Source organism: Reyranella sp. (genome assembly GCF_030651995.1).
Lineage (GTDB): Bacteria > Pseudomonadota > Alphaproteobacteria > Reyranellales > Reyranellaceae > Reyranella.
On sequence record NZ_JAUSBN010000026.1, the window covers coordinates 74,149 to 97,493 of the forward strand.

The 23,345-nt window shown below is 66.5% G+C and carries 19 protein-coding genes; 2 read left to right on the forward strand and 17 right to left on the reverse strand.

The annotated features are described in order from the left end of the window. The first annotated feature begins 47 nt into the window (after positions 1–47). Positions 48–1,340, forward strand: coding sequence for an RsmB/NOP family class I SAM-dependent RNA methyltransferase (locus Q7V45_RS07435; protein ID WP_304849405.1), 1,293 nt, complete (start codon positions 48–50; stop codon positions 1,338–1,340). A 317-nt stretch (positions 1,341–1,657) separates the two neighbouring features. On the opposite strand, the gene Q7V45_RS07440 is transcribed toward Q7V45_RS07435, so the two are convergent. The 15 genes from Q7V45_RS07440 to Q7V45_RS07510 form a co-directional block, all read right to left on the reverse strand. Beyond that, a complete protein-coding gene (locus tag Q7V45_RS07440; RefSeq protein WP_304849408.1) occupies positions 1,658–3,199 on the reverse strand; it encodes an amidohydrolase family protein in 1,542 nt (513 codons plus the stop codon). 30 nt (positions 3,200–3,229) lie between these two features. Then, a complete protein-coding gene (locus Q7V45_RS07445; protein WP_304849411.1) occupies positions 3,230–4,057 on the reverse strand; it encodes an ABC transporter ATP-binding protein in 828 nt (275 codons plus the stop codon). After that, positions 4,047–4,979 (reverse strand): ABC transporter permease, encoded by a 933-nt coding sequence (locus tag Q7V45_RS07450; protein ID WP_304849414.1) that lies wholly within the window; start codon positions 4,977–4,979, stop codon positions 4,047–4,049. Before Q7V45_RS07450 ends, Q7V45_RS07445 begins: the two co-directional genes overlap by 11 nt. Then, positions 4,979–6,061, reverse strand: a complete 1,083-nt coding sequence (locus Q7V45_RS07455; RefSeq protein ID WP_304849417.1) for an ABC transporter substrate-binding protein — start codon at positions 6,059–6,061, stop codon at positions 4,979–4,981. Before Q7V45_RS07455 ends, Q7V45_RS07450 begins: the two co-directional genes overlap by 1 nt. A gap of 260 nt (positions 6,062–6,321) precedes the next feature. Beyond that, positions 6,322–7,221: a DMT family transporter gene (locus tag Q7V45_RS07460; RefSeq protein ID WP_304849420.1), complete on the reverse strand. Its 900-nt coding sequence runs from the start codon at positions 7,219–7,221 to the stop codon at positions 6,322–6,324. A 107-nt stretch (positions 7,222–7,328) separates the two neighbouring features. Then, entirely contained in the window at positions 7,329–8,480 is a 1,152-nt protein-coding gene (locus tag Q7V45_RS07465; protein ID WP_304849423.1) for an FUSC family protein, read from the reverse strand. Then, on the reverse strand, positions 8,477–9,586 hold the full coding sequence (locus tag Q7V45_RS07470) for an HlyD family secretion protein (RefSeq protein WP_304849426.1): 1,110 nt from the start codon (positions 9,584–9,586) through the stop codon (positions 8,477–8,479). Before Q7V45_RS07470 ends, Q7V45_RS07465 begins: the two co-directional genes overlap by 4 nt. Positions 9,587–9,614: 28 nt before the next feature. Then, positions 9,615–11,789, reverse strand: coding sequence for a hybrid sensor histidine kinase/response regulator (locus Q7V45_RS07475; RefSeq protein WP_304849429.1), 2,175 nt, complete (start codon positions 11,787–11,789; stop codon positions 9,615–9,617). A 6-nt stretch (positions 11,790–11,795) separates the two neighbouring features. Continuing rightward, complete coding sequence (locus Q7V45_RS07480; protein WP_304849432.1) at positions 11,796–12,155, reverse strand: response regulator; 360 nt, start codon at positions 12,153–12,155, stop codon at positions 11,796–11,798. 9 nt (positions 12,156–12,164) lie between these two features. Continuing rightward, entirely contained in the window at positions 12,165–13,301 is a 1,137-nt protein-coding gene (locus Q7V45_RS07485; protein ID WP_304849435.1) for an NADH:flavin oxidoreductase/NADH oxidase, read from the reverse strand. 16 nt (positions 13,302–13,317) lie between these two features. Next, on the reverse strand, positions 13,318–14,247 hold the full coding sequence (nudC, locus tag Q7V45_RS07490) for an NAD(+) diphosphatase (RefSeq protein WP_304849439.1): 930 nt from the start codon (positions 14,245–14,247) through the stop codon (positions 13,318–13,320). A gap of 43 nt (positions 14,248–14,290) precedes the next feature. Further along, the gene (locus Q7V45_RS07495) at positions 14,291–17,218 is read right to left on the reverse strand and encodes an FAD-binding and (Fe-S)-binding domain-containing protein (RefSeq protein ID WP_304849442.1); all 2,928 of its coding nucleotides are present in this window, start codon (positions 17,216–17,218) and stop codon (positions 14,291–14,293) included. Positions 17,219–17,312: 94 nt separating this feature from the next. Further along, entirely contained in the window at positions 17,313–17,654 is a 342-nt protein-coding gene (locus Q7V45_RS07500; RefSeq protein WP_304849445.1) for an endonuclease domain-containing protein, read from the reverse strand. Positions 17,655–17,767: 113 nt separating this feature from the next. Further along, a complete protein-coding gene (locus Q7V45_RS07505; RefSeq protein ID WP_304849448.1) occupies positions 17,768–18,778 on the reverse strand; it encodes a tripartite tricarboxylate transporter substrate binding protein in 1,011 nt (336 codons plus the stop codon). Next, complete coding sequence (locus Q7V45_RS07510) at positions 18,775–19,473, reverse strand: GntR family transcriptional regulator (RefSeq protein WP_304849451.1); 699 nt, start codon at positions 19,471–19,473, stop codon at positions 18,775–18,777. The genes Q7V45_RS07505 and Q7V45_RS07510 overlap by 4 nt, the downstream gene beginning before the upstream one ends. 61 nt (positions 19,474–19,534) lie before the next feature. On the opposite strand from Q7V45_RS07510, the gene Q7V45_RS07515 reads away from it, so the two are divergent. Continuing rightward, positions 19,535–20,731 carry an alanine--glyoxylate aminotransferase family protein gene (locus tag Q7V45_RS07515; RefSeq protein ID WP_304849454.1) on the forward strand — a complete coding sequence of 399 codons (1,197 nt, stop codon included), beginning with the start codon at positions 19,535–19,537 and terminating at the stop codon, positions 20,729–20,731. A gap of 61 nt (positions 20,732–20,792) precedes the next feature. On the opposite strand, the gene Q7V45_RS07520 is transcribed toward Q7V45_RS07515, so the two are convergent. Beyond that, positions 20,793–22,295, reverse strand: coding sequence for an acyl-CoA carboxylase subunit beta (locus tag Q7V45_RS07520; RefSeq protein ID WP_304849457.1), 1,503 nt, complete (start codon positions 22,293–22,295; stop codon positions 20,793–20,795). A gap of 23 nt (positions 22,296–22,318) precedes the next feature. Then, positions 22,319–23,308, reverse strand: coding sequence for a tripartite tricarboxylate transporter substrate binding protein (locus Q7V45_RS07525; protein ID WP_304849461.1), 990 nt, complete (start codon positions 23,306–23,308; stop codon positions 22,319–22,321). Between the last annotated feature and the right edge of the window lie 37 nt (positions 23,309–23,345).

Below are 23,345 nucleotides of genomic sequence, written 5' to 3' on the forward strand. Positions count from 1 at the left end.
CAGGGCGACGATGACAACGGCGTCTGCGGCAGCTATAGCGCCGCACGATGGATGCCACCCCTCTCGCTTCCCGCCGTGCCGCAGTCGATGTGCTGATGGCCTGTCTCGACAAGGGCCAGCCGCTCGACGACGCGCTGGCCGGCCATCGCGGCTTCACCGCCCTCGACCCGCGCGACCGCGCCTTCGTGCGGCTGCTGCTGGCCACGACCGTGCGCCACCTGGGCGAGATCGAGGGCGTGCTGTCGGGCCTGATCACCAAGCCCCTGGACGGTGCGAACGCGGTCGGCCGCCAGGTGCTGCGGCTGGGCGCCGCCCAGCTGATGTTCCTGGGCACGCCGCCGCACGCCGCCGTCGACACCTCGGTGCGCCTGGTCGAGGATGCCGGCCTGCATCACCTGAAGGGCCTGATCAACGCCGTGCTTCGCCGGATTTCGCGCGACGGCGACGCCCTGCTGGTGGATCGCGACCCCGCCCGCCTCAATACGCCGCGCTGGCTGTGGGAGAGCTGGATCCACGCCTATGGCGAGGACACGACGCGCGCCATCGCGTCGGCGCACCTGCAGGAGGCGCCGCTCGACCTCACCGTCCGCCGGGATGCCGATTTCTGGGCCGGCCAGCTCGAGGCCGAGAAGCTTCCGACCGGCACGCTGCGGCGGAAGGGCGGTGGCCATATCGCCGAGCTGCCGGGCTTTGCCGAAGGCATCTGGTGGGTGCAGGACGCCGCCGCCGCCCTGCCCGTGAGGCTGCTGGGCGACGTCACCGACAAGCGGGTCGCCGATCTCTGCGCCGCGCCGGGCGGCAAGACGATGCAGCTCTGCGCCGCGGGCGCCCAGGTGACGGCGGTCGACATCTCCGCCCGCCGCATGACGCGCCTCGGCGAGAATCTCGCGCGTGCCGGCCTGTCGGCCAATCTCGTGACGGCCGATGCGAGCAAGTGGACGCCCGAGGAAAAGTTCGACGCCATCCTGCTCGACGCCCCCTGCTCCGGCACCGGCACCCTGCGCCGCCACCCCGACATCGCCTGGCTGAAGGTCGAGGAGGACATCGCGCGGCTGACGGTCACGCAGGACCGGCTGCTGGTGCGCGCCCTCGACATGCTGAAGCCCGGCGGAACGCTGGTCTATGCGGTCTGCTCGCTGCAGGAGGACGAAGGAATCGAGCGCATCAACGCCCAGCTCGTGCGGAATCCGCAGCTGAAGCGCGTGCGTGTCACGCCGGCCGAACTTCCGGGCCTCGAGGACGCCATCACCCCACGCGGCGACGTCCGCACCCTGCCCTTCATGTGGGCCGAACGGGGTGGCATCGACGGGTTCTATATAGCTAGACTGACTACTTTCTAGGATGGTCAAAGCGATCGGTTAGATGCCCGCTCCACACTCGCGGACACCACTCTCTACGCCTCCTTCAGCGAAGGAGGATTTGACAGGTCGCCGCGTCCTATCGGGCGTCGTCGGTGGCCTGCTCATAGTGGCTGGCATCATCGTCGCCCTCGCTATCTCCCTATTCTTAGCGCTGCTGGGGAATGCTTCAGGGGGAATGCACGTCGCCTTGGTCGTTTCGTCTCCGTTTTTGATTCTAGGCATTCTGATCGGGACGGGAGCATTCATATCCCGTCGATCCAGATTTGATCAGCGTCATCGAGACAAATGACAGAGCCTTACACCCTTGAGCTCGGGCTGTAGAACGGCTGGTGCTTCGAGGGGTCCATGTAGTTCTCGTAGAACTTGCGGGCGTGCGGCAGCAGCGCGACCGAGAGCTTGCGGCGCTCGACCTCGTCGTCAGCCAGGGCCTTGCTGAGATCGTCGTGCAGCGCCTTCAGGGCGGCGGTCTTGTCGACCTTGGTGAACAGCCCGTCCTTGTAGATCACCTCGCCGTCGCACATCGTCATGGTGACGGCCTGCTGCTTGGCGCGCTGCACCACGGCGTCGAGCGTCGGCGTCATCTCATCGAGATAGGGATAGGCCACACTGTCCCAGTCGATCAGCACCATGTCGGCCGCCTTGCCGACCTCCAAAGTGCCGATGCTGTCGCCAAACGGCGTCGTCTTCGCGCCGCCGACGGTGGCCATGCGCAGCACCTGCGCCATGGTCGGCACGTCGGCCTCGACCATGCCGGGTACGCGGTGGGCCCGCAGCACCAGCTTGAGCTCCTGCAGCATGTCGCGGTCGTCGTTGATGCCGGCCTCGTCGAGACCGATCGCGGTGTTGATGCCCTTCTTCTCGAAGTGATTGAGCGCAGCGACGCCGGAGCGCAGGCGGAAGTTGGACGAGCAATTGTGGCAGACACAGCCCTTGGCCTCGGCCAGGCGGTCGATGTCCTTCTCGTTCAGCCACACGCCGTGGCCGAGCGTCAGCCGTTCGTTCACCATGCCGAAGCGGTCGATATACTCCAGCGCCGTGCAGTTGCCCCGCCGCCAGGCATATTCCTTCTGGTAGGCGGTCTCGAGCAGGTGCATGTGCATCGGGACGTTGTACTTGGCCGACGCGTCGCTGAGCTTGGTGAGCGCCGGGTCCGAGCACCAGTGCAGGTTGGCCGGCGCCAGCTGAATCTTCACACGGCGCTTGTTGTGGTGCTGCGAATGGAACGATTTGAACATGTCCATCGCATCGTCGAGGCTCATCTTGAAGCGGTCGAACCAGCGCTGCATCGGCCCCCGCAGCTCCGGCGGCAGGCTGCGCACGAACTCCTCGTCGGCCTGGTAAACGAGCCGGTTCTGGTCGCGCACCGCGTAGCAGTAGCTCACGCGCATGCCGACATCTTCATAGGCCTTGATGGTCTCGGTCGCGCGCTTCTCGACATCGGGCAGGGTGCCGGGCATCCAGCCCTGGATATGCTGCACCGTGGTGATGCCCGAGCCGATCATCTCGAAGGCCGAGTAGAGCGTGTCGAGATAGAGGTCGACGTTGCGGATCACCATGCGGGTGATGAACCACAGCTCCAGCGGCATGTCGGGCGAGCCAAGCTGCACCGGCGTCAACCCGACATGATGATGACCGTTGACGAAGCCCGGGAGCAGGATTTCCTTGCCCGTGCCGATCACCGGCACGGTCGGATGCTTGGCGTGCAGGTCGTCATAGGTGCCGACCTCGACGATGACGCCGTCTTCCTGCAGGACGGCACCGTCCTTGATCTCGTTCCAGGTAAAACGGTCCTTGGTGCCCGTTATGGCGGCGCGGCTACGGATCAGGCTGGTGGCCATGTCGGCTTCTCCTTTGTCTGGGCTTTTGAATCAGGCGGTGGCGGTGAGCGCTTCCTGCTCGGCGAAGGCACGGTCGACTTCGTCGCGCAGCAGGTCGGTGAGCTGGATGCGGAGAGTCTCCGCCTCGCGGGAGAAGAGATTGCGCGGCCGCGGCATGTCGATCGGGACGATCGTCTTGATGCGGCCCGGCCGCGACGTGAAGACAACGACCCGGTCGGCCAGCGCCACCGCCTCGTCGATATGGTGGGTGACGAACAGCACCGAGGCGCCCGAATCGCGCCACACGTCGAGCAGGAAATCCTGCATGCGCGCGCGCGTCTGAACGTCCAGGGCCGCGAAGGGCTCGTCCATCAGCAGGACCTTCGGCCGCATGGCGAGCGCGCGGGCCACGGCGACCCGCTGGCGCATGCCGCCCGACAACTCGTCCGGCCGCTTGTCCATCGCGGCTTTCAGGCCGACCCGCTGAAGGGCTTCCGCTGCAACGGTGCGGCGTTCCTCCTTGCTCGCACCGCGGATCGACAGGCCGAAGCTCACATTCTCCCACACCGTCAGCCACGGAAAGAGCGAGGTCTCCTGGAAGATCAGGCTGCGTTGCGGCGAGGGCGTCTCCACCAGGTCGCCGAACGACCAGAGCTGGCCCTCGGTCGCATCCTCGAGGCCTGCGATCAGGTAGAGCAACGTGCTCTTGCCGCAGCCCGAGGGGCCGAGAAAGACCACGAACTCGCCCGGTGCGACATCGAGGTCGATGTCCGTCAAGGCATTGTGGGCGCGCTTCGTGCCCGCCGCCCAGGTCTTGCCGACGCCGCGGCACACGACGGCGTCTCGCGAGGAAAAGTGAGGGGCGCCTTCAGAGGACACGCAATCTCTCCGCGGTATCGGGCAACCAGTAGAGGATACGACGCTGCGCCAGACGCAGCAGCCAGTCGAAGGTGAAGCCCAGCACGCCGATCACGGCAATGGTGAAGAACACCAGCGACGGGTTGAAGGTATTGCGCGCCAGCATGATGACCTGGCCCATGCCGTAGCCGACGCCTGTCGACTCGGCGACCAGCACCACCATCCAGGCGCCGAACAGGTTCATGCGCAGCACCTGGAGCATCCCGGGCAGAATGGCGGGAACGATGACACGCGCATAGATCTGCGCCTTGGACGCGCCCATGGTGCGCGCCACGTTGATCAGGTTGGTGTTGACGGTGTCGATCTGGTTGATGGTCGCCAGCACCATGTGGAAGAACAGCGCCACCACCACCATGAAGATGGCGGGCGCATTGCCGATCCCGAACAGGAAGATCGCGACCGGCAGCCAGGCGATCGGCGACACCGGCGACAGCAGCGTGATGGTGGGCAGCACCAGGCGGTCGAAGAAGCGGTAGTAGCGGACCAGCACGCCGACCCCGATCGCCAGCACCGAGGCCAAGATCAGCCCCACGAATACCCGCGCCGTGGTGGCGGCCCCGGTGATCAGCACCGATTCGAAGGCCGACGGCCCCTCGGTCATCGATTGGCCGACCTGCCAGCGCGTGGCGGTGTTGAAGTACCTGCCCTGCTCGGCGATGTTGGAGAGGAAGATGTGCGGCGGCGGCAGCAGCTTCTCGTCTGCCCAACCCAGCGCCCAGCACAATTCCCACAGACCGGCGAACAGGCTGATCGAGAGGCAGGTCCACCAGATCTTGGCCAGCCAGTCGAGCCCCGCCATCGAGGCCATTAGCCGCGATGCCGCCGCCGGGCGGGATGCTCCGGCGGCGGCGCCCGGTTCGCTGTCGCGTGCGACGACAGCCATCAGGCGGACTTGTACTTGAGCTTGCCGTAGAGGTCGGGATTCTCCTTGATCACCGCCTCGAGCATCGTCCAGTCGATCGCGTCCCGGCCGGGCTTCTTCTTGATGTAGCCCATCTCCATGACGGTGTCGGTGCGCTGCAGGATGAAGTCGGTCTGGCTGCGCGCGTCGACCACCGCTGGCTGCTTTCCCTGGGCGATCTTCGCGTTGTCCATCGATGTCTTGTAGTACTTGCCGACCAGCTCCTTCAGCACCGCTTCAGTCTGGGTCTCGGCGTCGTACTGGGCCTGCATCATGCTCTTGATGATCGCCTTCAGCCCTTCGGGGTTGTCCTTGATCAGGCTCGACCGCGCCGCGAGCACGCAATCGGTGTAGCCCTTGCCGTAGAGATCGACGCCGTCGGTCAGCATGACCGCACCCTTGACGTCGGCCACGAGCGCGGAGGCGTAGGGTTCGATCGTGCAGATCCAGTCGATGGCGCCGGCCTTGAAGGCCTCGACCGCCTCGGGCGTGTTGCCCATGTAGCGGACCTTCACGTCCTTGAAGGCGATCTTGTGCTTCTTCAGGTAGTCGTAGGACATGACCTCCAGCGTATCCATCTGGAAGGTGCCGAGCGTCTTGCCCTTGAGCTTTTCCGGCGTGTCGAGGCCGGGCCTTGCCACGATGGCGCAGCCTTCGACACCGCCGCCGGCCACGATCTTCACCGGTGCGCCCTTGTCATGGAGCGCCATGAAGCTGGTGTAGGGCATCAGGCCGATATCGACCTGGCCCATGCCGAGGAACGTCACCATCTCGGCCGAGGTCGGCGTGTTGATGAAGATCAGCTCGGTGCCCGCCGCCTTGGCGTACTGCCGTGAATGGGCGAGGAAAAGGTTCAGGTTGCAGAAGCCGCTGCCGTGGGTCGATTTGATTGCAGCCGCAGCATGGGCCGGGCCGCCCATGAACATGCCCGGACCGGCCGCCATGGTGATGGTACTAAGGGCGGCTGCGCCCTTCAGGAAGCCGCGACGCGACGGCGGGACGACGCCGGTGAAGTTCATCTTGGAAAAAGTCGGGAAATGCGTACAGCCGATGCGTTCACACATGGAGAGCCTCCTCGGGCAGCGGAGAATTATTGGATAGGGACTGCTGGCTTGGGCGAGTCTGCGACTGACAACTCCTTGTCGGTCGCGACTCGGTGCGACCGTGCTCAAAGGTGCCGGCACGCCAACCGAGAAGAATCGCGCTAGCGCGATTCTGCGCTGCTTGTTTTCAAGCAAGGGCTGTGCCACCGCGAAAAAGCAACAACGCGGCGTGCGTTCGCCGTATGGCGGCGTGGCCTCAGCTCAATTCCTGATCAGGCGCGCTATTTCTTGACCAATGCCTGGTGTCGCTGGCGCTCGATGTGCCCGAGATAGAGTCCCGAGCAGATGATCACGCCGGCACCGACCCAGGTCCAGAAGTCGGGGAAGTCGCCGAACACGAGATAGCCCAGCAACGCGGCTCCCAACAGCTGCACGTAGTTGAAGGGTGCCACGACGGCGGCCGGCGCCTGGCTGTAGGCGATGGTCAGGAAATAGTGGCCGACGCCGGCCATGATGCCCATGCCGACGAACAGCACCCAGTGCCAGCCGAAGGTCGGCGTCACCCATTCGAACGGCAGCATTGGCAGGGCCACGGCGGTGCCGACGATCGTGGCCATGGTGGCCGACGCATCCGGGCGCTCGGCCTGCCCGTAGCGCCTCGAGAAGAGCTGGTAGAGCGAGCTCGAGATCGTGCTGCCGACGATCCACAGCGAATGCCATTCGAAGTGCGCGGAGCCCGGTCGCACCACGATGAGAGCGCCGACGAAGCCGACCATGACGGCCGCCCAGCGCTTCGGGCCGACCGGCTCTCCCAGAAAACTCGACGACAGCGCGGTGACGATCAGCGGGCTGGTGAGCGAGATCGAGGCAGCCGAAGCCAGCGGCATGTCGACGATGCCGTGGAAATACAGGAACGACGAGAAGAACAGCAGCAGGCCGCGCACGATCTGGCTCGGCACGTTGTGCCAGCGGAACAGCGCCATACCGGCGCGCGGCAGGAAGATCGCGACCATGAAGACGAAGGCGAAGACGTAGCGGCCCCAGATCACCTCAATGACCGGATAGGTCTGGCTCAGCGTCTTGGACATGGCGTTCAGGACGGAGAAGCACAGGACCGAGAAGATGATCGAGAGAATGGCCCGCAGGATCCGGTCGGTTGGCGGGGGCGCGCTTGCACTCATTGGCGGCAACTTAACCTTCTGGCGCTGCCCAGCAAGTGCAGGCGCGGACTAAGCGGTCGCCTGCAGCGCATGGGTCGCACCGGACGATGGCATGGCCGCGCCGCACGTCAGGTGCGCAATTCCTTCGCGAGTTCCTGGTCGGACGGCCAAAGCAGCAGCGACACGACCATCAGAATGCCGAGGCCGCCGGTGATCCCGGCAAAACGGTCGACCCCCGGCATGATGCTGTCGGGCGGCGCCAGGCCCTGCACCATCGTGACCACGAAGACGAAGGCGAACTGGGTGCCGACATAGGGAATACCGTGCCGACCCATCTGGATGTGCATTCCCACCCAGACGACGCCACCGATCATGGCGAGCCACCAGAAGAACGATTCGACCTGCAGTGCGAGGCAGGCCAACGCGACGAGGCCGCCCAGCAGGCATCCCATGAAGCGGTGAAACGACTTCTCGGCGACCAGATGGCGCGTCGTGGTGCCGCCGTCGGCGATCAGCGGCGCGGCCATCACGACGGCGATCGTGACCGCCATCTCGCCCACGTCCGGCAGGTCGGCCATTACCCAGACGATCATCACCGTCACCACGGAGATCGCAGCGCGAAACCCGTGCAGTACGGACGGCCATTGCGCGCCCAGCAGGTGCCGCCAGCCCGGCGCCGTGGCCGGCGGCTCGGCGTGCCAGTCCTGCAGCAGCTTGGCCGTCACCATCGCGCACGACACCCCGACCGCCACGTCGAGCGTGCGGTAACAGGCGATCTCGAACGCCTGGGTGGGGTCATTGAGGCTCATCAGCAGCACGAGGCTGGAGGTGATCGACATGAAGAGCCAGGCGAGCCCATGAGGGCTCACCTGCACGGCGATGACTCCGGCCATGGTCGCGCAGCCCAGGAACAGGCACAGCGCCACCTGATCGTAAGGCAGCCAGCGGGCCATTATGAAACCGAGCACGGCTCCGGCGATCGTGCCGCTCAGCCTCAGCAAGCCGCGTCGCACCGAGGCCGCACCGGTCGACATCAGGGACATGTAGCCGCTGATCGCCGCCCACCACGGCGCATCGAGCTGCATCGCCAGGGCCACCGTGGTCGTGAGAATCACCGAGACGGCCGCGACGGTGCCCATGCGCGACTGCGCCGGCCGGCGGCCGATGTCTGCCAGTTCGCGCCAGAACCCGGTGAGCGTCCGGTCCAGAAGCCGAGCGCCTTCACGGAAATCCTCGACGACGGCCCGGCCGTAGCGCCCGATTGCCGGACCACCTCTCACGGGAAGATCACGGTGCGCGCATCGGCGCCCATGTAGAGCTTGTAACCGGGCGGCAGGTCCTCCAGCACGATCGTCACCGGGATACGGCGCTGCAGGCGAATCCAGTCCGTGGTCGGCGCCACGTAGGGCAGGAGCTTGTCGATGCCGGGGTTGCGGCTGAAGCCACGTGCGATGCCGGTGATCCGGGCCTTGTGGAAATGCCACGGCGCGCTGTCGAGCCAGACCCAGGCCGTGTCGCCGACCTTGAAGTCGCGAATGTAGTACTGCTTGTAGTTGGCCATGATGCGCCAGGCATCCGAATCGACGATGCCGACGTTCGGTACGCCGATCGTGGCCATGTCGCCCTTGCGGAGCGTGAGGTTGGTGATCGCCCCGTTGTTCGGCGCGTGCACGACGGTGCGGTCGAGGTTCCATTGCGCCGACGCCAGTTGCGCCTTGGCGAGTTCCAGCGCCGCCTGATGGGCGCCGATGTCTGTTTCCGCCTTTGCGATGGCCACCGTCGAGATCGTCATCTCGGCCTGGGACCGGCGCAGTTCGTCGTTGGCGCGGTCGAGTTCCGCGATGGGGGCGAACTGACGTTTGGCGAGATCGGAGAACCGGCTCTGTTCCTGCACGGCGTAGGTGTGGCTCGACGTGGAGACCTGCAGGGCCGCCTGGGCCAATGCCAGTTCCTCCCGTGCGACCTTGAGTTGGGCCGCAGCACGATCGATCTGCGCCTTCCACTGGTTGACCACGAGCTGGAACGGCTCCGGATCGATCGTGAACAACTTGTCACCGATCTTGATGTCCTGGTTGTCGACGACGTGGACTTCGATGATCTGCCCGCTCACCTGCGGCGCCACGGCCACCAGGTCGGAGCGGACATAGGCATCGTCGGTATAGGCAACGAAATAGGTGATGACCTCGTACAGGATGAACAGCGCCAAGATCGTGCCGCCGACCGTGAGCAGCCGATGCAGCCGGCTCGTCTCCACCGGCCTGGCGTGCGGTGCCGGTTCGGCTGCCGCGGTCGGGGTCGGGGCGGCAGACGGCGGAGGCGTCGCTTCCGGTGCGGCCGGCACAATCTCGGCGGAAGTCTTTCCGGGAGGGGTCACGTCGGGCGGCATTTGCGGCCGCAAGGTAACGCGCCCGGCGCTAGAAGCCCATGCCCTTGATCTTCGCCGCGAGCGCCGCAACGGAGAAAGGCTTGCCCAGGAAGTTCACGCCGGCATCAATGACACCATGGTGAACGATCGCATTGGCCGTGTAGCCCGTCATGTAGAGAACCTTGAGGTCGGGCCGACGCGCCACGGCCGCCTCGGCCAGCTGACGGCCGTTCATCCCGCCAGGAAGGCCGACATCGGTGAACAGGAGAGCGATGTTGCCGTGCTTCTCCAGGAGGCGCAGCGCCTGCTCGCCATCGCCGGCTTCGTGCACCGTGCAGCCGCATTCCCGGCAGGCCGCCACGGCGAACTCGCGCACGACCGGATCGTCCTCTACGACCAGCACGATCGGTCCCGCCCCTGCCGCGACGCTGACCGCCGTCGCGAGTTCTGGTCCGGCATCCGACTCGGCCTGGGTGCGCGGCAGATAGACCTTCACCGTCGAGCCGTGTCCGATTTCGCTGTAGATCTTGAGATGGCCGCCGATCTGCTTGATGTAGCCGTAAGTCATGCTGAGGCCGAGCCCCGTGCCCTGGCCGCGCTCCTTCGTGGTGAAGAACGGCTCGAAGGCCCGGGCGATCGTCTGCTGGTCCATGCCCGTGCCGGTGTCTGAGACGGCGATCATCACGAACTGGCCGGGCGTGACCTCGACATTGGCCGCGGCATAGGCGTCGTCGAGATGGGCGTTGGCCGTCTCGATCGTCAGCGTCCCGCCGCCAGGCATCGCATCGCGCGCGTTGATCGCCAGGTTGAGCACCGCCGCTTCGAGCTGGGCCGGATCGGCGGTCGCACGCCACAGCCCGCCGCTCAAGACCGTCTCGATCTGAACTGTCTCGCCGAGGGTTCGCCGCAGCAGCTCCGACATGCCGGTGACCAGCCGGTTCGCATCGACCGCCTCGATCTGCAGCGGCTGCTGGCGCGCGAAAGCCAGCATCCTCTGGGTGAGCGTCGCGGCCCGCGATACGCCGGTGCGGGCGAGATCGAGGAAGCGCTCGACCTCGGGCGTCGGTTGCGGCACGCGACGGCCGATCATCTCGATCGCGCCACCGATGCCGGTGAGCAGATTGTTGAAATCGTGGGCGATGCCGGCCGTGAGCTGGCCGACCGCGGTCATCTTCTGCGACTGGCGCAGGCTCTCCTCCACGGACGCCCGTCGGATCTGCTCCTCGCGCAGCCGGTCGAGCGTCTCGGCCTGGCTCGCGGCCCGGCGCGAGGCGAGCAACGCCAGAGCGAACAGCGCGAAGGTGGCCGGCAGGCCGAACAACAGATGCGCTGCCATTCGATGCATCCAGGCCTCGCGCACGGAGTCGCTGGCGACACCGACCGCCACATAGATGGGAAGGTCTGGCAGCTTGCGGTACACGACCGTCCGGGCAACGCCATCGAAGCTGCCCTTGGACTTGTAGGATCCGGCCTCCGGTTGCGCCGCGATCGCCTGCATGAAACTGGATCCGTGATCGAGCCGTGTGGTCGTACCGGGTAACGCTGGATATCGGGCCAGCAGCTCGCCATCGGCGCGCACGAGCGAGGTCGTATAGTTGTCCGACCCCGCCGCCTGTTCGAACAGCTTGTTGAAATAGGACGGCGGTATGGCCACAAGGACGACGCCGTCGAAGGCACCGTCAGGCGCTTGCCGTCGCTCGCTGTACTGGAAGATGTCGGTGCTCTTGATCCGGCTGCGGAATGTCTCGCTGACGTAGCGCTCTTGCCGGTCGTCACGGTGCGCCATGAAATAGGGCCTGTCCGCCGCCGTGACGTTGGCCGGTATGGGAAAGACGTTGGCGGCGACCAGCGGGCGGCCTTCGCCGTCGAGAATGAATACGTCCTCGACTTGCGGCAGCTTGTGAATGAGGTGCTTGAGCCGTTCATGCAGCTTGGGCTCGCCCTGCTGAATCTCGGAGTTGCTCAAGTCGTCGATGACGTTGAGCACGTTGCTCACGACGAGCTGCTGAGTCTCGAAGGTGGCGCGGGCGCCGACATAGAGAAGATCGAGTGTGCGGCCAAGCCGCTCCTCGTACTGCCGCTGGGTCTCCCCATACGCCAGCCAGCTCGCCCCGATGAACAGCATGGCCGGCACGATGATGGTGGCGGCCAGAAGGACGAACGACGCGTCTGCAGCCGTCGTGCCGCGAAGCGTCCAAGTCTGCAGTTTCAGGAGCCGCCGCACGTGCGTCTAGGGAGCTTTGCGGATGAGGGAGGCCACGAAGTTCGAAAGCTCCGACGCACTGTAGGGTTTGGGAAACGAGTGCATCTTGATGTTGGGCGACAGCGCGCTCGGTGCCGACGCACCCGAGCAACGGATGATCGGAACGTCCGGCCGGTGCTGCGCGGCAGCCTCGATCACCTTCTCACCCGACATGTCGGGCAGGCCGATATCGACGATGACGGCGCCGAGCGGCCTGTCGCTCTGCAGGACGTCGATGGCCTCGCGACCGGTCGCTGCCTCGATGCATTCGACGCCGACGTCGCCCAGGGCGTCGACCAGGACAGCGCGGATCAGGAACTCGTCTTCAGCCAGCAACACACTCGACATGCGGGAGTCCTATTCGGCTGCCCTCGCCACATCGGACTTGGGCTTGAACGGGAGGATGGTTGTGGCTCGCGCCGCAGGCAACGGCAAGGGCGGGGTTTCCACGCCCAGCGTCCGCGCCGCATTCCACGCCCAGCGCGGATCGAGCAGGAACGGGCGCGCATGTGCCGTGCAGTCGGCCTCGCCCGCCGCGATGATGCGCTCGGCCTGCTGCGGTTCGGTGATGAGGCCGACGGCCCAGGTCTTGATGCCCGCCTCCTTGCGAATGCGGGCCGAGAACGGCACTTGGTAAGCGGGTCCGACCGAGAGCTTCTGCCCCGGCGCGTTGCCGCCCGAGCTGACGTCGACGAAATCGCAACCGAGGTCCTTGAGCTGGCGCGAGGTCTCGATCGACTCCTCGAGGGTGATGCCGCCCTCCACCCATTCGACGGCCGACAGGCGCATGCCCAGCGCCTTCTCCGACGGCCACACTTTCCGTACGGCTTCGAACACTTCCAGCGGAAAGCGACGGCGCTTCTCGGCCGTGCCGCCATATTCGTCGGTGCGGTGATTGCTGATCGGCGACAGGAACTGGTTGAGGCAGTAGCCGTGGGCGCCGTGCAGTTCGACCACGTCGAACCCCAGCCGCAGGCTGCGCTCGGCGGCGACGACGAAGGCCTGCTTCACGCGCTTCAGGCCGACGGCATCGAGCGCCACCGGCGTATGCCAGTGCTTCTCCGGATCATAGGCCAGCGCGGAGGGACCATAGGTCGTCCACGGCAGATCGGGCGCATCGGCCTGCGTCAGTGGCCCGCCGCCTTTCCAGGGACGCTGCGCCGAGGCCTTGCGCCCGGCATGGGCAAGCTGCACGCCGAGCTTCACCCCCGGCATCCAACCGCGGACCCAGTCGACGACCGGCTTCAGCGCCGTCTCGTTCTCGTCGCTGTAGAGGCCGAGGCAACCTTGGGTGATGCGGCCCTCGCGTTCGACATGGGTGGCCTCGAGGCAGAGCAGCCCAGCGCCCGACATGGCGAGCATGCCGTAGTGGACCTGGTGCCAGGGCTGGGCGCTGCCATCGACGGCCGAATACTGGCACATCGGCGAAACGACGATGCGGTTCGGAAGCGTTACGCCGCCGAGCTCGACGGGGGTGAAGAGTTGGGCGGTCATGAATATCCTCGGAGGGTCAGCCGTTGATCGAAGGTCCGGCCTCGTGGCCCAGCCACTCCTCGATCAGGCGACGGGCGATCGAATCGCGGCGCGGCATGAAGAAGGAACCGTCCTTCGGAAGATTCTCGGTACGCAACTCCTCGCGGCTCATCCAGCGGGCGCTTTCGAGCTCGGATTCGTTGACGCTGAAGTCCATCGACTCGGCCTCGGCATGGAAGCCGATCATCACCGACGCCGGAAACGGCCAGGGCTGGGACGAGCGATAGATCACGTCCTTCACCTTGACCTTCACTTCCTCGTAGACCTCGCGGGCGACCGCATCCTCGAAGCTCTCGCCGGGCTCGACGAAGCCCGCCAGGGTCGAGTGCATGCCGCGCGGGAAATGCTTGCCGCGGCCCAGCAGGCACTTGTCGCCGTGATGGACCAGCATGATCACCGCGGGATCGGTCCGCGGGAAAGTCTCGGTCTTGCAGTTCTCGTTGGTGCACATGCGCACATGTCCGCCGCGAGTCACCTTGGTGGTGGCGCCGCAGACGCCGCAATAGCGATGGCGGCGGTGCCAGTAGGTCATGCCGCGCGCATAGGCGAGGATCGAGCCCTCGCGCGCGAACAGCAGCGGGCCCACCTGGCGCAGGTCGACGAACTCGCCCAGATCCTTCAGCGGGACGTCCTTGCCGGTGACGTCGACGGCGAAGTACGGAGTGCCCTCGACATAACCCAGGAAGATCTGGACGTCGCTCGAGTTGGCGATCGCACGGCCCATCATGCCCTGGAGGAAGATGGCTTCAGGATTGCCGCCGGTCTTCACCAGATTCTTCTCGGTGTCGATCGGCACGAAGCGGGCGGCCCCCGAGGAGGCCAGCTCGATCATCCGTTCATCGTTCTCGCGCTCGTGGCTGGCACGGTCGATTTCGGCGCTGGAATAGGGATTTCTTGGATTTCTCATAGGCCGCGGACCGTGCCACACGGCCGCCCGCCCCGCAATTGGATCAGACAGCCAGGGCGCGCTCCAGCACCTGCGCCACGTGTATCGCCTGACGGTCGGACCCGTCGGAGATCTGGTGCCGGCACGAGGTGCCGTCGGCGACGACCAGCGTGTCCGCATCGGCCTTGCGCACCGCCGGCAGCAGCGACAGCTCGGCCATGGCGATCGAGGTCTCGTAGTGCTCGGCCTCGTAGCCGAAGCTGCCGGCCATGCCGCAGCAGCTCGACTCGATCGGCGTCACCGCGAGATCGGGCACGAGCGAGAGCACTTCCTGCACCGCGCTCATCGCGCCAAAGGCCTTCTGGTGGCAGTGGCCGTGGAGCAGCGCCCTCTTCTCCGACAGCGGCTGGAGCGCCAGGTCGAGGCGCCCCGCCTTCTTCTCGCGCGCCAGGAACTCCTCGAACAGCATGGCGTGGCCGGCGACCAGCTCGGCATCCTCGCCAAGGCCCAGGGCCAGGAATTCGTCGCGGAGGGTGAACAGGCAGGACGGTTCGAGGCCGATGATCGGCACGCCCTTCTGCGCGAAGGGCCGGAGCGCGTTCAGCGTGCGCAGCGCCTCGCCCCTCGCCCGCTCCACCTGGCCGGTCGCCAGATAGGTGCGCCCGCAGCACAAGGCCGGCGCGCCGAGGGTCGGCCAGGCGACCGCCACGCGATGGCCCGCCGCGGTCAGCACCCGCCGGGCGGCGTGCAGGATCTCAGGCTCGAAATTGTTCGAGAAGGTGTCGGCGAAGATCGCCACCGTGGCGTCGCGATCGTCGACCTCGGTGGTCGACAGGAACGTGTCGCCGCGCCACTGCGGCAGGCGGCGCTGTTTGGCGAAGCCGAGATAGGACTGCACGAACCAGGCCGCGTTGAACAGCCAGGGCATGCGGCGGGCATATGGCGCCATCGACGGCGTGGCGCCAACCAGCCGGTCGCGCCAGCTCAGGCCCTTGGCCATGCGGCGCGCCGACTTCACCTCGATCTTCATGCGCGCCATGTCGACGCCGGTCGGACAGTCCCGCTTGCAGCCCTTGCAACTCACGCAGAGATCCATCGCCGCCGCCACCGCGTCGGAGCGCAACCCTTCGGATCCAAGCTGGCCGGAGAGCGCCAGGCGCAGCGTGTTGGCACGGCCGCGCGTCAGATGCTTCTCGTCGCGCGTCACGCGGAAGGACGGGCACATGGTGCCGGCGTCGAACTTCCGGCAATGGCCGTTGTTGTTGCACATCTCCGCGGCCTTCGCGAAGCCGCCGGCCAGGTCGCCGCCGGTGCCGGGCGCGGTCGAGATCTCGGTGACCGGGTCGGTCTGGACGTTCCAGGCCGACCAGTCGAGCACCGGCTCGTACTTGATCGCCTCGTAACCCGGCTTGAAGCGGAACAGCGAACGGTCGTCCATGCGCGAAGGCCGCACGATCTTGCCCGGGTTCAGCCTGTTCTCGGGATCGAACAGATCCTTGACCGTCTCGAACGCCCGCGTGAGCCGCGGTCCGAACTGCCACGCCACCCATTCCGAGCGCACCAGCCCGTCACCGTGCTCGCCCGAGAAGGCGCCCTTGTACTCGCGCACCAGAGCCGAGGCCTCTTCGGCGATCGCGCGCATCTTCTCGGCGCCGTCGCGGCGCATGTCGAGGATCGGCCGCACGTGCAGGGTGCCGACCGAGGCATGCGCATACCAGGTACCTCTCGTCCCGTGCTTGCCGAACACGTCGGTCAGGCGCTGCGTGTAGTCGGCGAGGTGTTCGAGCGGGACGGCGCAATCCTCGATGAAGGAGACCGGCTTACCGTCGCCCTTCATCGACATCATGATGTTGAGGCCGGCCTTGCGGACCTCCCACAGTTCCGACTGCGGCTTCGGCTCCGGCATCTCGACGACGCTGCCCGGCATGCCGAGATCGGCCATCAGCTCGACGAGGCGCGCGAGGTCGCGCAGCTGGTCCGCGCGCTCCTCGCCTGCGAACTCGACCAGCAGGATCGCCTCAGGCTGGCCGATCAGCGCCCGCTCGATCACCGGCCGAAAGGCGGGATTGGCGCGCGCCAGCTCGATCATCGTGCGATCGACCAGTTCCACGGCGGCCGGCTTCAGCTTCACGATGTGCTGGGCGCTGTCCATCGCCTTGTAGAAGCTCGCGAAGTTCACGACACCCAGCGTCTTGTGCTTCGGCAGCGGCGCCAAATTGAGCGTGAGGCGCTCCGTCACCGCGAGCGTGCCCTCGCTGCCCACCAGGAGATGCGCGAGGTTGACCGAATTGTCGGTCGTGTAGGGCCGCTCCGACTGCGGGAAGAAGATGTCGAGATTGTAGCCGCCCACCCGACGCAGCACGTGCGGATACATGCGCTCGATCTCGGCGCGCTCGGCGAAGGCCAGCTCGGCGACCTTGTCGGCGATGGCGCGCACGCTGGCGGGCATGTCCTCCGGTCGCGTCGAACCGAAGCGCGCCCGCTCCCCGTTGGCCAGCAGCGCATCGATCGAGGCCACGTTGTGGACCATGTTGCCGTAGCGGATCGAGCGCGAGCCGCAGGAATTGTTGCCGGCCATGCCGCCCAGCGTGCATTGCGCCGAGGTCGAGACGTCGACCGGATACCAGAGCCCGTGCGGCTTCAGCCAGGCGTTGAGATGGTCGAGCACGATGCCGGGCTGGACCGTGACCTGCCGCTTGGCCTTGTCGAAGCCGACCACATCGCGCAGGTACTTCGAACAGTCGATGACCAGCGCCTCGCCCACCGTCTGGCCGCACTGCGAGGTGCCGGCGCCGCGCGGCAGGATCGCCGCCTTGGCATCGCGCGCCACGTCGACGGCGAGCGCTAGGTCCGCCTCGTCGCGCGGCACGACGACGCCCACCGGCTCGACCTGGTAGATCGAGGCGTCGGTCGAATACCGCCCGCGCGAGGCCCGGTCGAACAGGACCTCGCCCTTGAGGCTGCGACGCAGATTTTGTTCGAGCTGGGACATGACTAGGATTACCCGGAATTGCCCTCTCCGCCCGCGTCATACGCGGGGGGAGAGGGAGGGGACCCACGCTTAGGCGTGGGGAGGGAGAGGTGGGTCACAGCGTCCGCAGATGTCCCTCGATCTCGATCCAGATGCCTTCTGGATTGGCGACCATCTCGTTCGCCCAAAACCGCACAACCCGCCAGCCTAGCTGTTCCATCGCCGCGGTCCGTCGCGCGTCGGCTTCGGCTTGAAAAGCGTGATGCTCGCCGTCGATCTCGATGACTAATTTCTTCGCCACACAGGCGAAATCCGCGAAGTAAGGCCCTATCGGATGCTGGCGTCTGAACCTCACGCCACCCATTCGCTTGGCGCGCAGCAGCTCCCAGCACACTTGCTCCGCCCGACTCCTGTCTCGCCGGAGTTCTCGCGATCTCGTCGTGCGGTGCTCCGGCATCCGACCCACCTCTCCCTCCCCGCGCGTCGCGCGGGTCCCCTCCCTCTCCCCCCGCGTATGACGCGGGCGGAGAGGGCATGGTCACGGATGGAGAAAGCGGCGGCATCTCCATCTCAGTCGAGCTTGATTCCGGCCGTCGCGACGACCTTCTGCCACTTCTCGATCTCCGCGCGGATGCGCTTGGCGAATTCGGCGGGCGACTCGCCGCCGGCCTGGGCGAGCTGGTCCTTCCAGATGCCCTGCAGCTTGGGCGCCGCGAGTGCCTTGACGATCTCGGCATACATGCGCTCGACGATCGGCTTCGGCGTGCCCTTGATCGCCCACACGCCGTACCAGGTCGAGACGATCCACGCCGGAATGCCGATCTCGGCCGCGGTCGGCATGTCGGGGAACTCCGGCTGGCGCTGGGTGGTCGCCACGGCGAGGCCGCGCAGCTTGCCCGCCTTGATCTGCTGCGCCGAGGTGCCCATCCCGTCGAACATCATGTCGGCATTGCCGGCCAGCAGGTCCTGCATCGCCGGACCCGCGCCGCGATAGGGCACGTGGACGATCTCGGTCTTGGTCTCGAGCTTGAACAGCTCACCCGCCAGGTGGTGGGCGGTACCCGTGCCGGGCGACGCGTAGTTCACCTTGTTCGGGTTGGCCTTCACGTAGGCGATGAATTCCTGCGCGGTCTTGGCCGGGATCTTGTTCGGGTTGATCGAGATGACCTGGGGCACCAGCGCGATCATGGTGATCGGCTCGAAGTTCTTCTCGAGATCGTAGTCGAGGTTCTTGTAGACCGACGGCGCGATGGTGTGATGGATCGCGCCCACGAAGAAGACCGAGCCGTCGGGCTTCATCTTGGCGGCCTGCGAGGCGCCGACGGTGCCGCCGGCGCCGACGGTGCCGCCGGCGCCGCCCTTGTTGTCGACGATGATCTGGCAGCCGAGCTGCTCGCCGACCTGGGCGGCAAGCGGGCGGGCGAAAACGTCGGTGCCGCCACCGGCCGGGAACGGATTGACCCAGGTGATCGTCTGTGGCGGCCAGCCCTGCTGGGCGCGGGCCACGGCCGGAGCGGCCAGGGTGGCGGCGAGCCCGAGCTGGAGGGCGCGGCGGCGCGAAGTCTTGGAAATCGTCGTCATGGCACTTTTCCTCCCTGAAGGTTCTTGTCGTCCTTGTTTTTCATGGAATCGAGCACGGCCTGCTGCTTGGCACGCAGGTGACCCACGAGCAGGTCACGTAGCGCAGCGCCATCCCGCGCGGCAAGCGCCTCGATCATCGCGCGATGTTCGGCGACCGCCTGGTCCCACTTGGCGGGGTTGAGGTTGGACCGGAACCTGAGGGCATGCAGCCGTGCGTTGAGCGTGCGGTAGGTCTGCTGGAGCACCGCATTGTCCGCGAGCGCATTCAGCCGGTCGTGGATCAGGCGGTTGATCCGGTAGTAAGCCGGCAGGTCCCGACCGGCATGGGCGGCCTCCATTTCCGCCTGCAGCGCCTTCAGATCGCCAATGTCGGCGTCCGTAACCCGAGCCACCGCCAGCTCGCCAGCCAGCCCCTCCAGCGCGCCCATTACCTCGAAGGCGCCGCGCACGTCAGCAGCCGACAGGGCCACCACCTGGGCGCCCCGGTTGGGCAGCTGTACCAGCAGGCCGTCGGCCGCCAGCATTCGGAAGGCTTCGCGCAACGGCGTCCGCGACACGCCCAGCCGTTCGCTGAGTTCGCGTTCGTTCAGCTTGGCGCCGGGCGGCAGGTCGCCCTCGATGATGAGCGCGCGTAGCCGTTCGGCCGCCGCTTCGGGCAGCGTCGAACGGGCAATCGGAAAAACTGAACCATCCATCTCTGGACTCATTCTGGCATATTGTATACAAAATGCAAGTCGAAGCCGAAAGGAAACCCAGATGCGCCTGAACTCCCACCCCGCCGGACGCCACTTCCTGCAAATCCCGGGTCCTACCAACGTGCCCGATCGCGTTCTTCGCGCGATGGATTATCCGACGATCGATCACCGCGGCCCCGAGTTCAACGCGCTCGCCAAGAAGGTTCTTCGCTCCGTTCGCCAGGTTTTCCAGACCAAACAACCGGTTATCGTCTTTCCCGCATCCGGGACCGGAGCCTGGGAGGCGGCCCTCGTGAACACCCTGTCGCCCGGCGACCTGGTGCTGATGTGGGAGACCGGCCACTTCGCTTCACTTTGGAAGAAGATGGCGGATAAACTTGGAATCAAATCGGAATTCATGGGTGGAGACTGGCGCAAGCCAGCCGATCCCGCAGCGATCGAGAAGCGCCTGAAGGAAGACACGGCCCACGCCATCAAGGCGGTCTGCATCGTCCACAACGAGACCTCGACCGGCGTGGTGAGCGACATTTCGGCGGTCCGGCAAGCCATCGACGCGGCCAGGCATCCGGCCCTGCTGCTGGTCGACACGATCTCGTCGCTGGGCTCGATCGACTATCGCCACGACGCCTGGGGCGTCGATGTGACGGTCGCCGGCTCGCAGAAGGGCCTGATGCTGCCACCCGGCCTCTCCTTCAACGCGGTGAGTGAAAAGGCGATCGAGGCGTCGAAGGCCTCGAAGATGGTGAAGGCGTTCTGGGCCTGGGACGAGATGCTGGCGGCCAACGCCAACGGCTGGTTCCCCTACACGCCCGCCACCAACCTGCTCTATGGCCTCAACGAGGCCTGCGACATGCTGCTGGAGGAAGGGCTCGACGCGGTGTTCGCGCGCCACGCCCGCCACGCCGAGGCGACGCGCACCGCGGTCACCGCCTGGGGCCTGGAGATCCTATGCAGCGACCCCAAGGCCTATTCGGGTTCGCTGACGGCGATCGTCATGCCGGAGGGTCACGATGCCGACGCCTTCCGCAAGGTCGCGCTCGAGAACTTCAACATGTCGCTGGGCCAGGGTCTCACCAAGGTCGCGGGCAAGGTGTTCCGCATCGGCCATCTCGGCGACTTCAACGACCTGATGCTGATGGGTACGCTGTCCGGGGTCGAGATGGCGCTGGGCCTCGCCAAGGTGCCGCACAAGGCGGGTGGAGCACAGGCCGCCCTCACCCATCTGCGCGACACCGCACCGGGCGCCCGCAACGGCTGAGCGGAAGCTGGCTCCCCGAAGAAGGCGGCAGCGGTAAGAGTGTCGTCAGGGTCCGCCGCGATCAATACGGCTCGATCGTTCTCTTGCGCTCGCTCCGCGGCGGTGGCGGGGGCAGCGTCGCCAGCGTGTTCAGGAGGATGGGCCGCGTATCGGCCGGATCTACCACGTCGTCGTAGCCGAAGCGGCCGGCCACCTCGAGGGCGGTGTTGTAGCGCTTGAGTTCGTCGGTGCGTTCGCGATGCCGGGCCGCGCGGCCCTCGGCGTCCTCGATCCCTTCGAGTTCGCGGCGGTAAATGATGCTCGCAGCACCTTCCAGGCCCATGCCACCGAACTCGGCGGTCGGCCAAGCGAGGAGGATCGCGGGATCGAGCGGGCGTGAGCCCATGATGTAGTAGCCCAGCCCATAGGCCTTGCGGAGAACAACCGTCATGATCGGCATGGTGGAATTGGCCAGCGCCGCGAGCAGCCGGGCGCTGCGCCGGACGAGGCCCGTCTTCTCTATGTCCGGTCCCACCATCAGGCCGGGCGTGTCGCACAGAACGAGCAACGGCAGGTCGAAGGCGTCGCAGAGTTGGACGAAGCGCGCGGCCTTCTCGCAGGCCGGCCCGTCCATCGCGCCGGCGAGGATCATCGGCTGGTTGGCGATCACCCCGACCGGCCTGCCGCCCAGCCGGGCCAGGGCCGTCACCATCGCGCGACCGTATCCTCCGCGCAGTTCCATCACGCTGTCGATATCGGCGATGCCGCGGATGACCCTGCGCACGTCGTAGGCCCGGCGTGGATTGTCCGGCACGAGGGTGCGCAAGGCCGCCGGATCGGGCGCCTTGCCCGGCGGCAGCGGCGGACCGAAATAAGAGAGGTATCGTTTGGCAGCCTCGACCGCCTCCGCCTCATCGTCGACCAGCACGTCGACCGCGCCTGCAGCGTAATGGACCTCCGGCGGGCCGATCTCCTCCGGCTTCAGCTTGAGGCCGAGTGCTGCCTCGACGAGCGGCGGTCCCGCCATGCCCATGGCGCTGTCGCGGGTCGCGATCAGCAGGTCCGACATGCCGGCCAGGTTGGCATGCCCCGCAAACGCGCGGCCGGGCACGATCGCGATCGTCGGCACGAGCCCGGAGAGGCGCGCGAACAGCACGAAGGTGTGCGACGCCCCTCGGCCTTCGACCTTCATGTCGTGCGGCCTCGCTCCACCGCCGTCCAGCCAGCAGATCACCGGCAACCGGTTCTGCAGGGCGTGCCCGAACATCCGGCTGATCTTGGCGTGGTTGTTGGCGCTCTGCGTACCGGCATAGACGCTGTAGTCGTAGAACACGATGTCGACCGCGCGGCCCTCGACCCGTGCCGTGCCCATCACCAGCCCGTCGGCAGCCCCTTGCATGTCGGCGAGGGCGGGTCGTACCAGGCCACCGTACTCGACGAACGAGCCGGCATCGGTGAGCGCCGCGATGCCCTCGCGCGCGGTCCACCTCCCGCGCTTTTTCTGCCGCGCGACGGCATCCGGCCGCGCGGCGTCCTCGAGCGCCGCGCGCGCCTGCCGCACCTGCTCGACGCTGACGCGCGGCATGTCCGGCTTTTCCTCGCCGGTCATCACTCTGCCTTGATGTTCGCCGCGCGGATGACCTCGCGATAGTTGCGTCGGTTCTCCTCCATGGTCTTCTTCAGCGCCGCCGAATCGGCGAAGGCCGGCACCATGCCGTTGTCGAGCAGCTTCTGGCTGACCGTCGGATCGTCGACGGCGGCCTTGATGGCCTTCTCCCAGCGCTTGACGACCGCGTCCGGCATGCCCGTGGGACCGCACAGGCCGAACCAAGCATAGGTCTCGAAGCCGGGCACCACATCGGCAATCATTGGCGCATCGGGAAAGAAGCGCTTGCCCAGCGGATCGCCGAGCGCCAGCAGGCGCAGCGAACCGGACCGGATGTGGCTGATCACATCGCCCAGATTCGTGATGGAGAAGCTCGTCCGGTTGGCGAGCAGATCCTGCAGGGCCGCCTGCGAGCCCCTGTACGGCACGTGCACCATCTGGGCCCCGATCTTCTGACCCAGGAGTTCGGTGGACAGGTGCTGAACCGATCCCACGCCGGGCGTGGCATAGCTCACCTTGCCGGGATTGGCGCGGGCATCGGCGACCAGTTCCTGGACCGAGCGGTAGGGGCTGTCCTTGCTGACGACGAGCCCGAACGTCGACCGCAGGAGCTGCCCGATGCCGATCAGGTCGGTTGCCGGATTGATCGGAAGCTGCGCCCCGGGCAACTCGGTCACGATGGTCATGTTGCCGGTGGTGCAGAAGAGCACGTTGCTGCCGTCCGTCGGACCGCGCGCTGCGCCCTCCGCCGCGATCAAGCCGTTGGCGCCGGTGCGATTCTCGACCACCACGCGCTGCCCCAGCTCCTTCGACGCAACGTCGGCCAACAGCCGCGCCGCCAGGTCGCCGGAGCCGCCGGCGGCAAAGCCATAGAGCATGCGGATCGGACGATCCGAGAGGGCCGGCTGTTGCGCCGTGGCCGTGTTGAGCGTGAGGGCGATGAGCGCCACCCCGAACGTTGGCAGTGCCAAACTGAGCATTCTTCTACGCATGGGCTTCCTCCGTTGTTGTTTCTTCGGTGCTGCACAA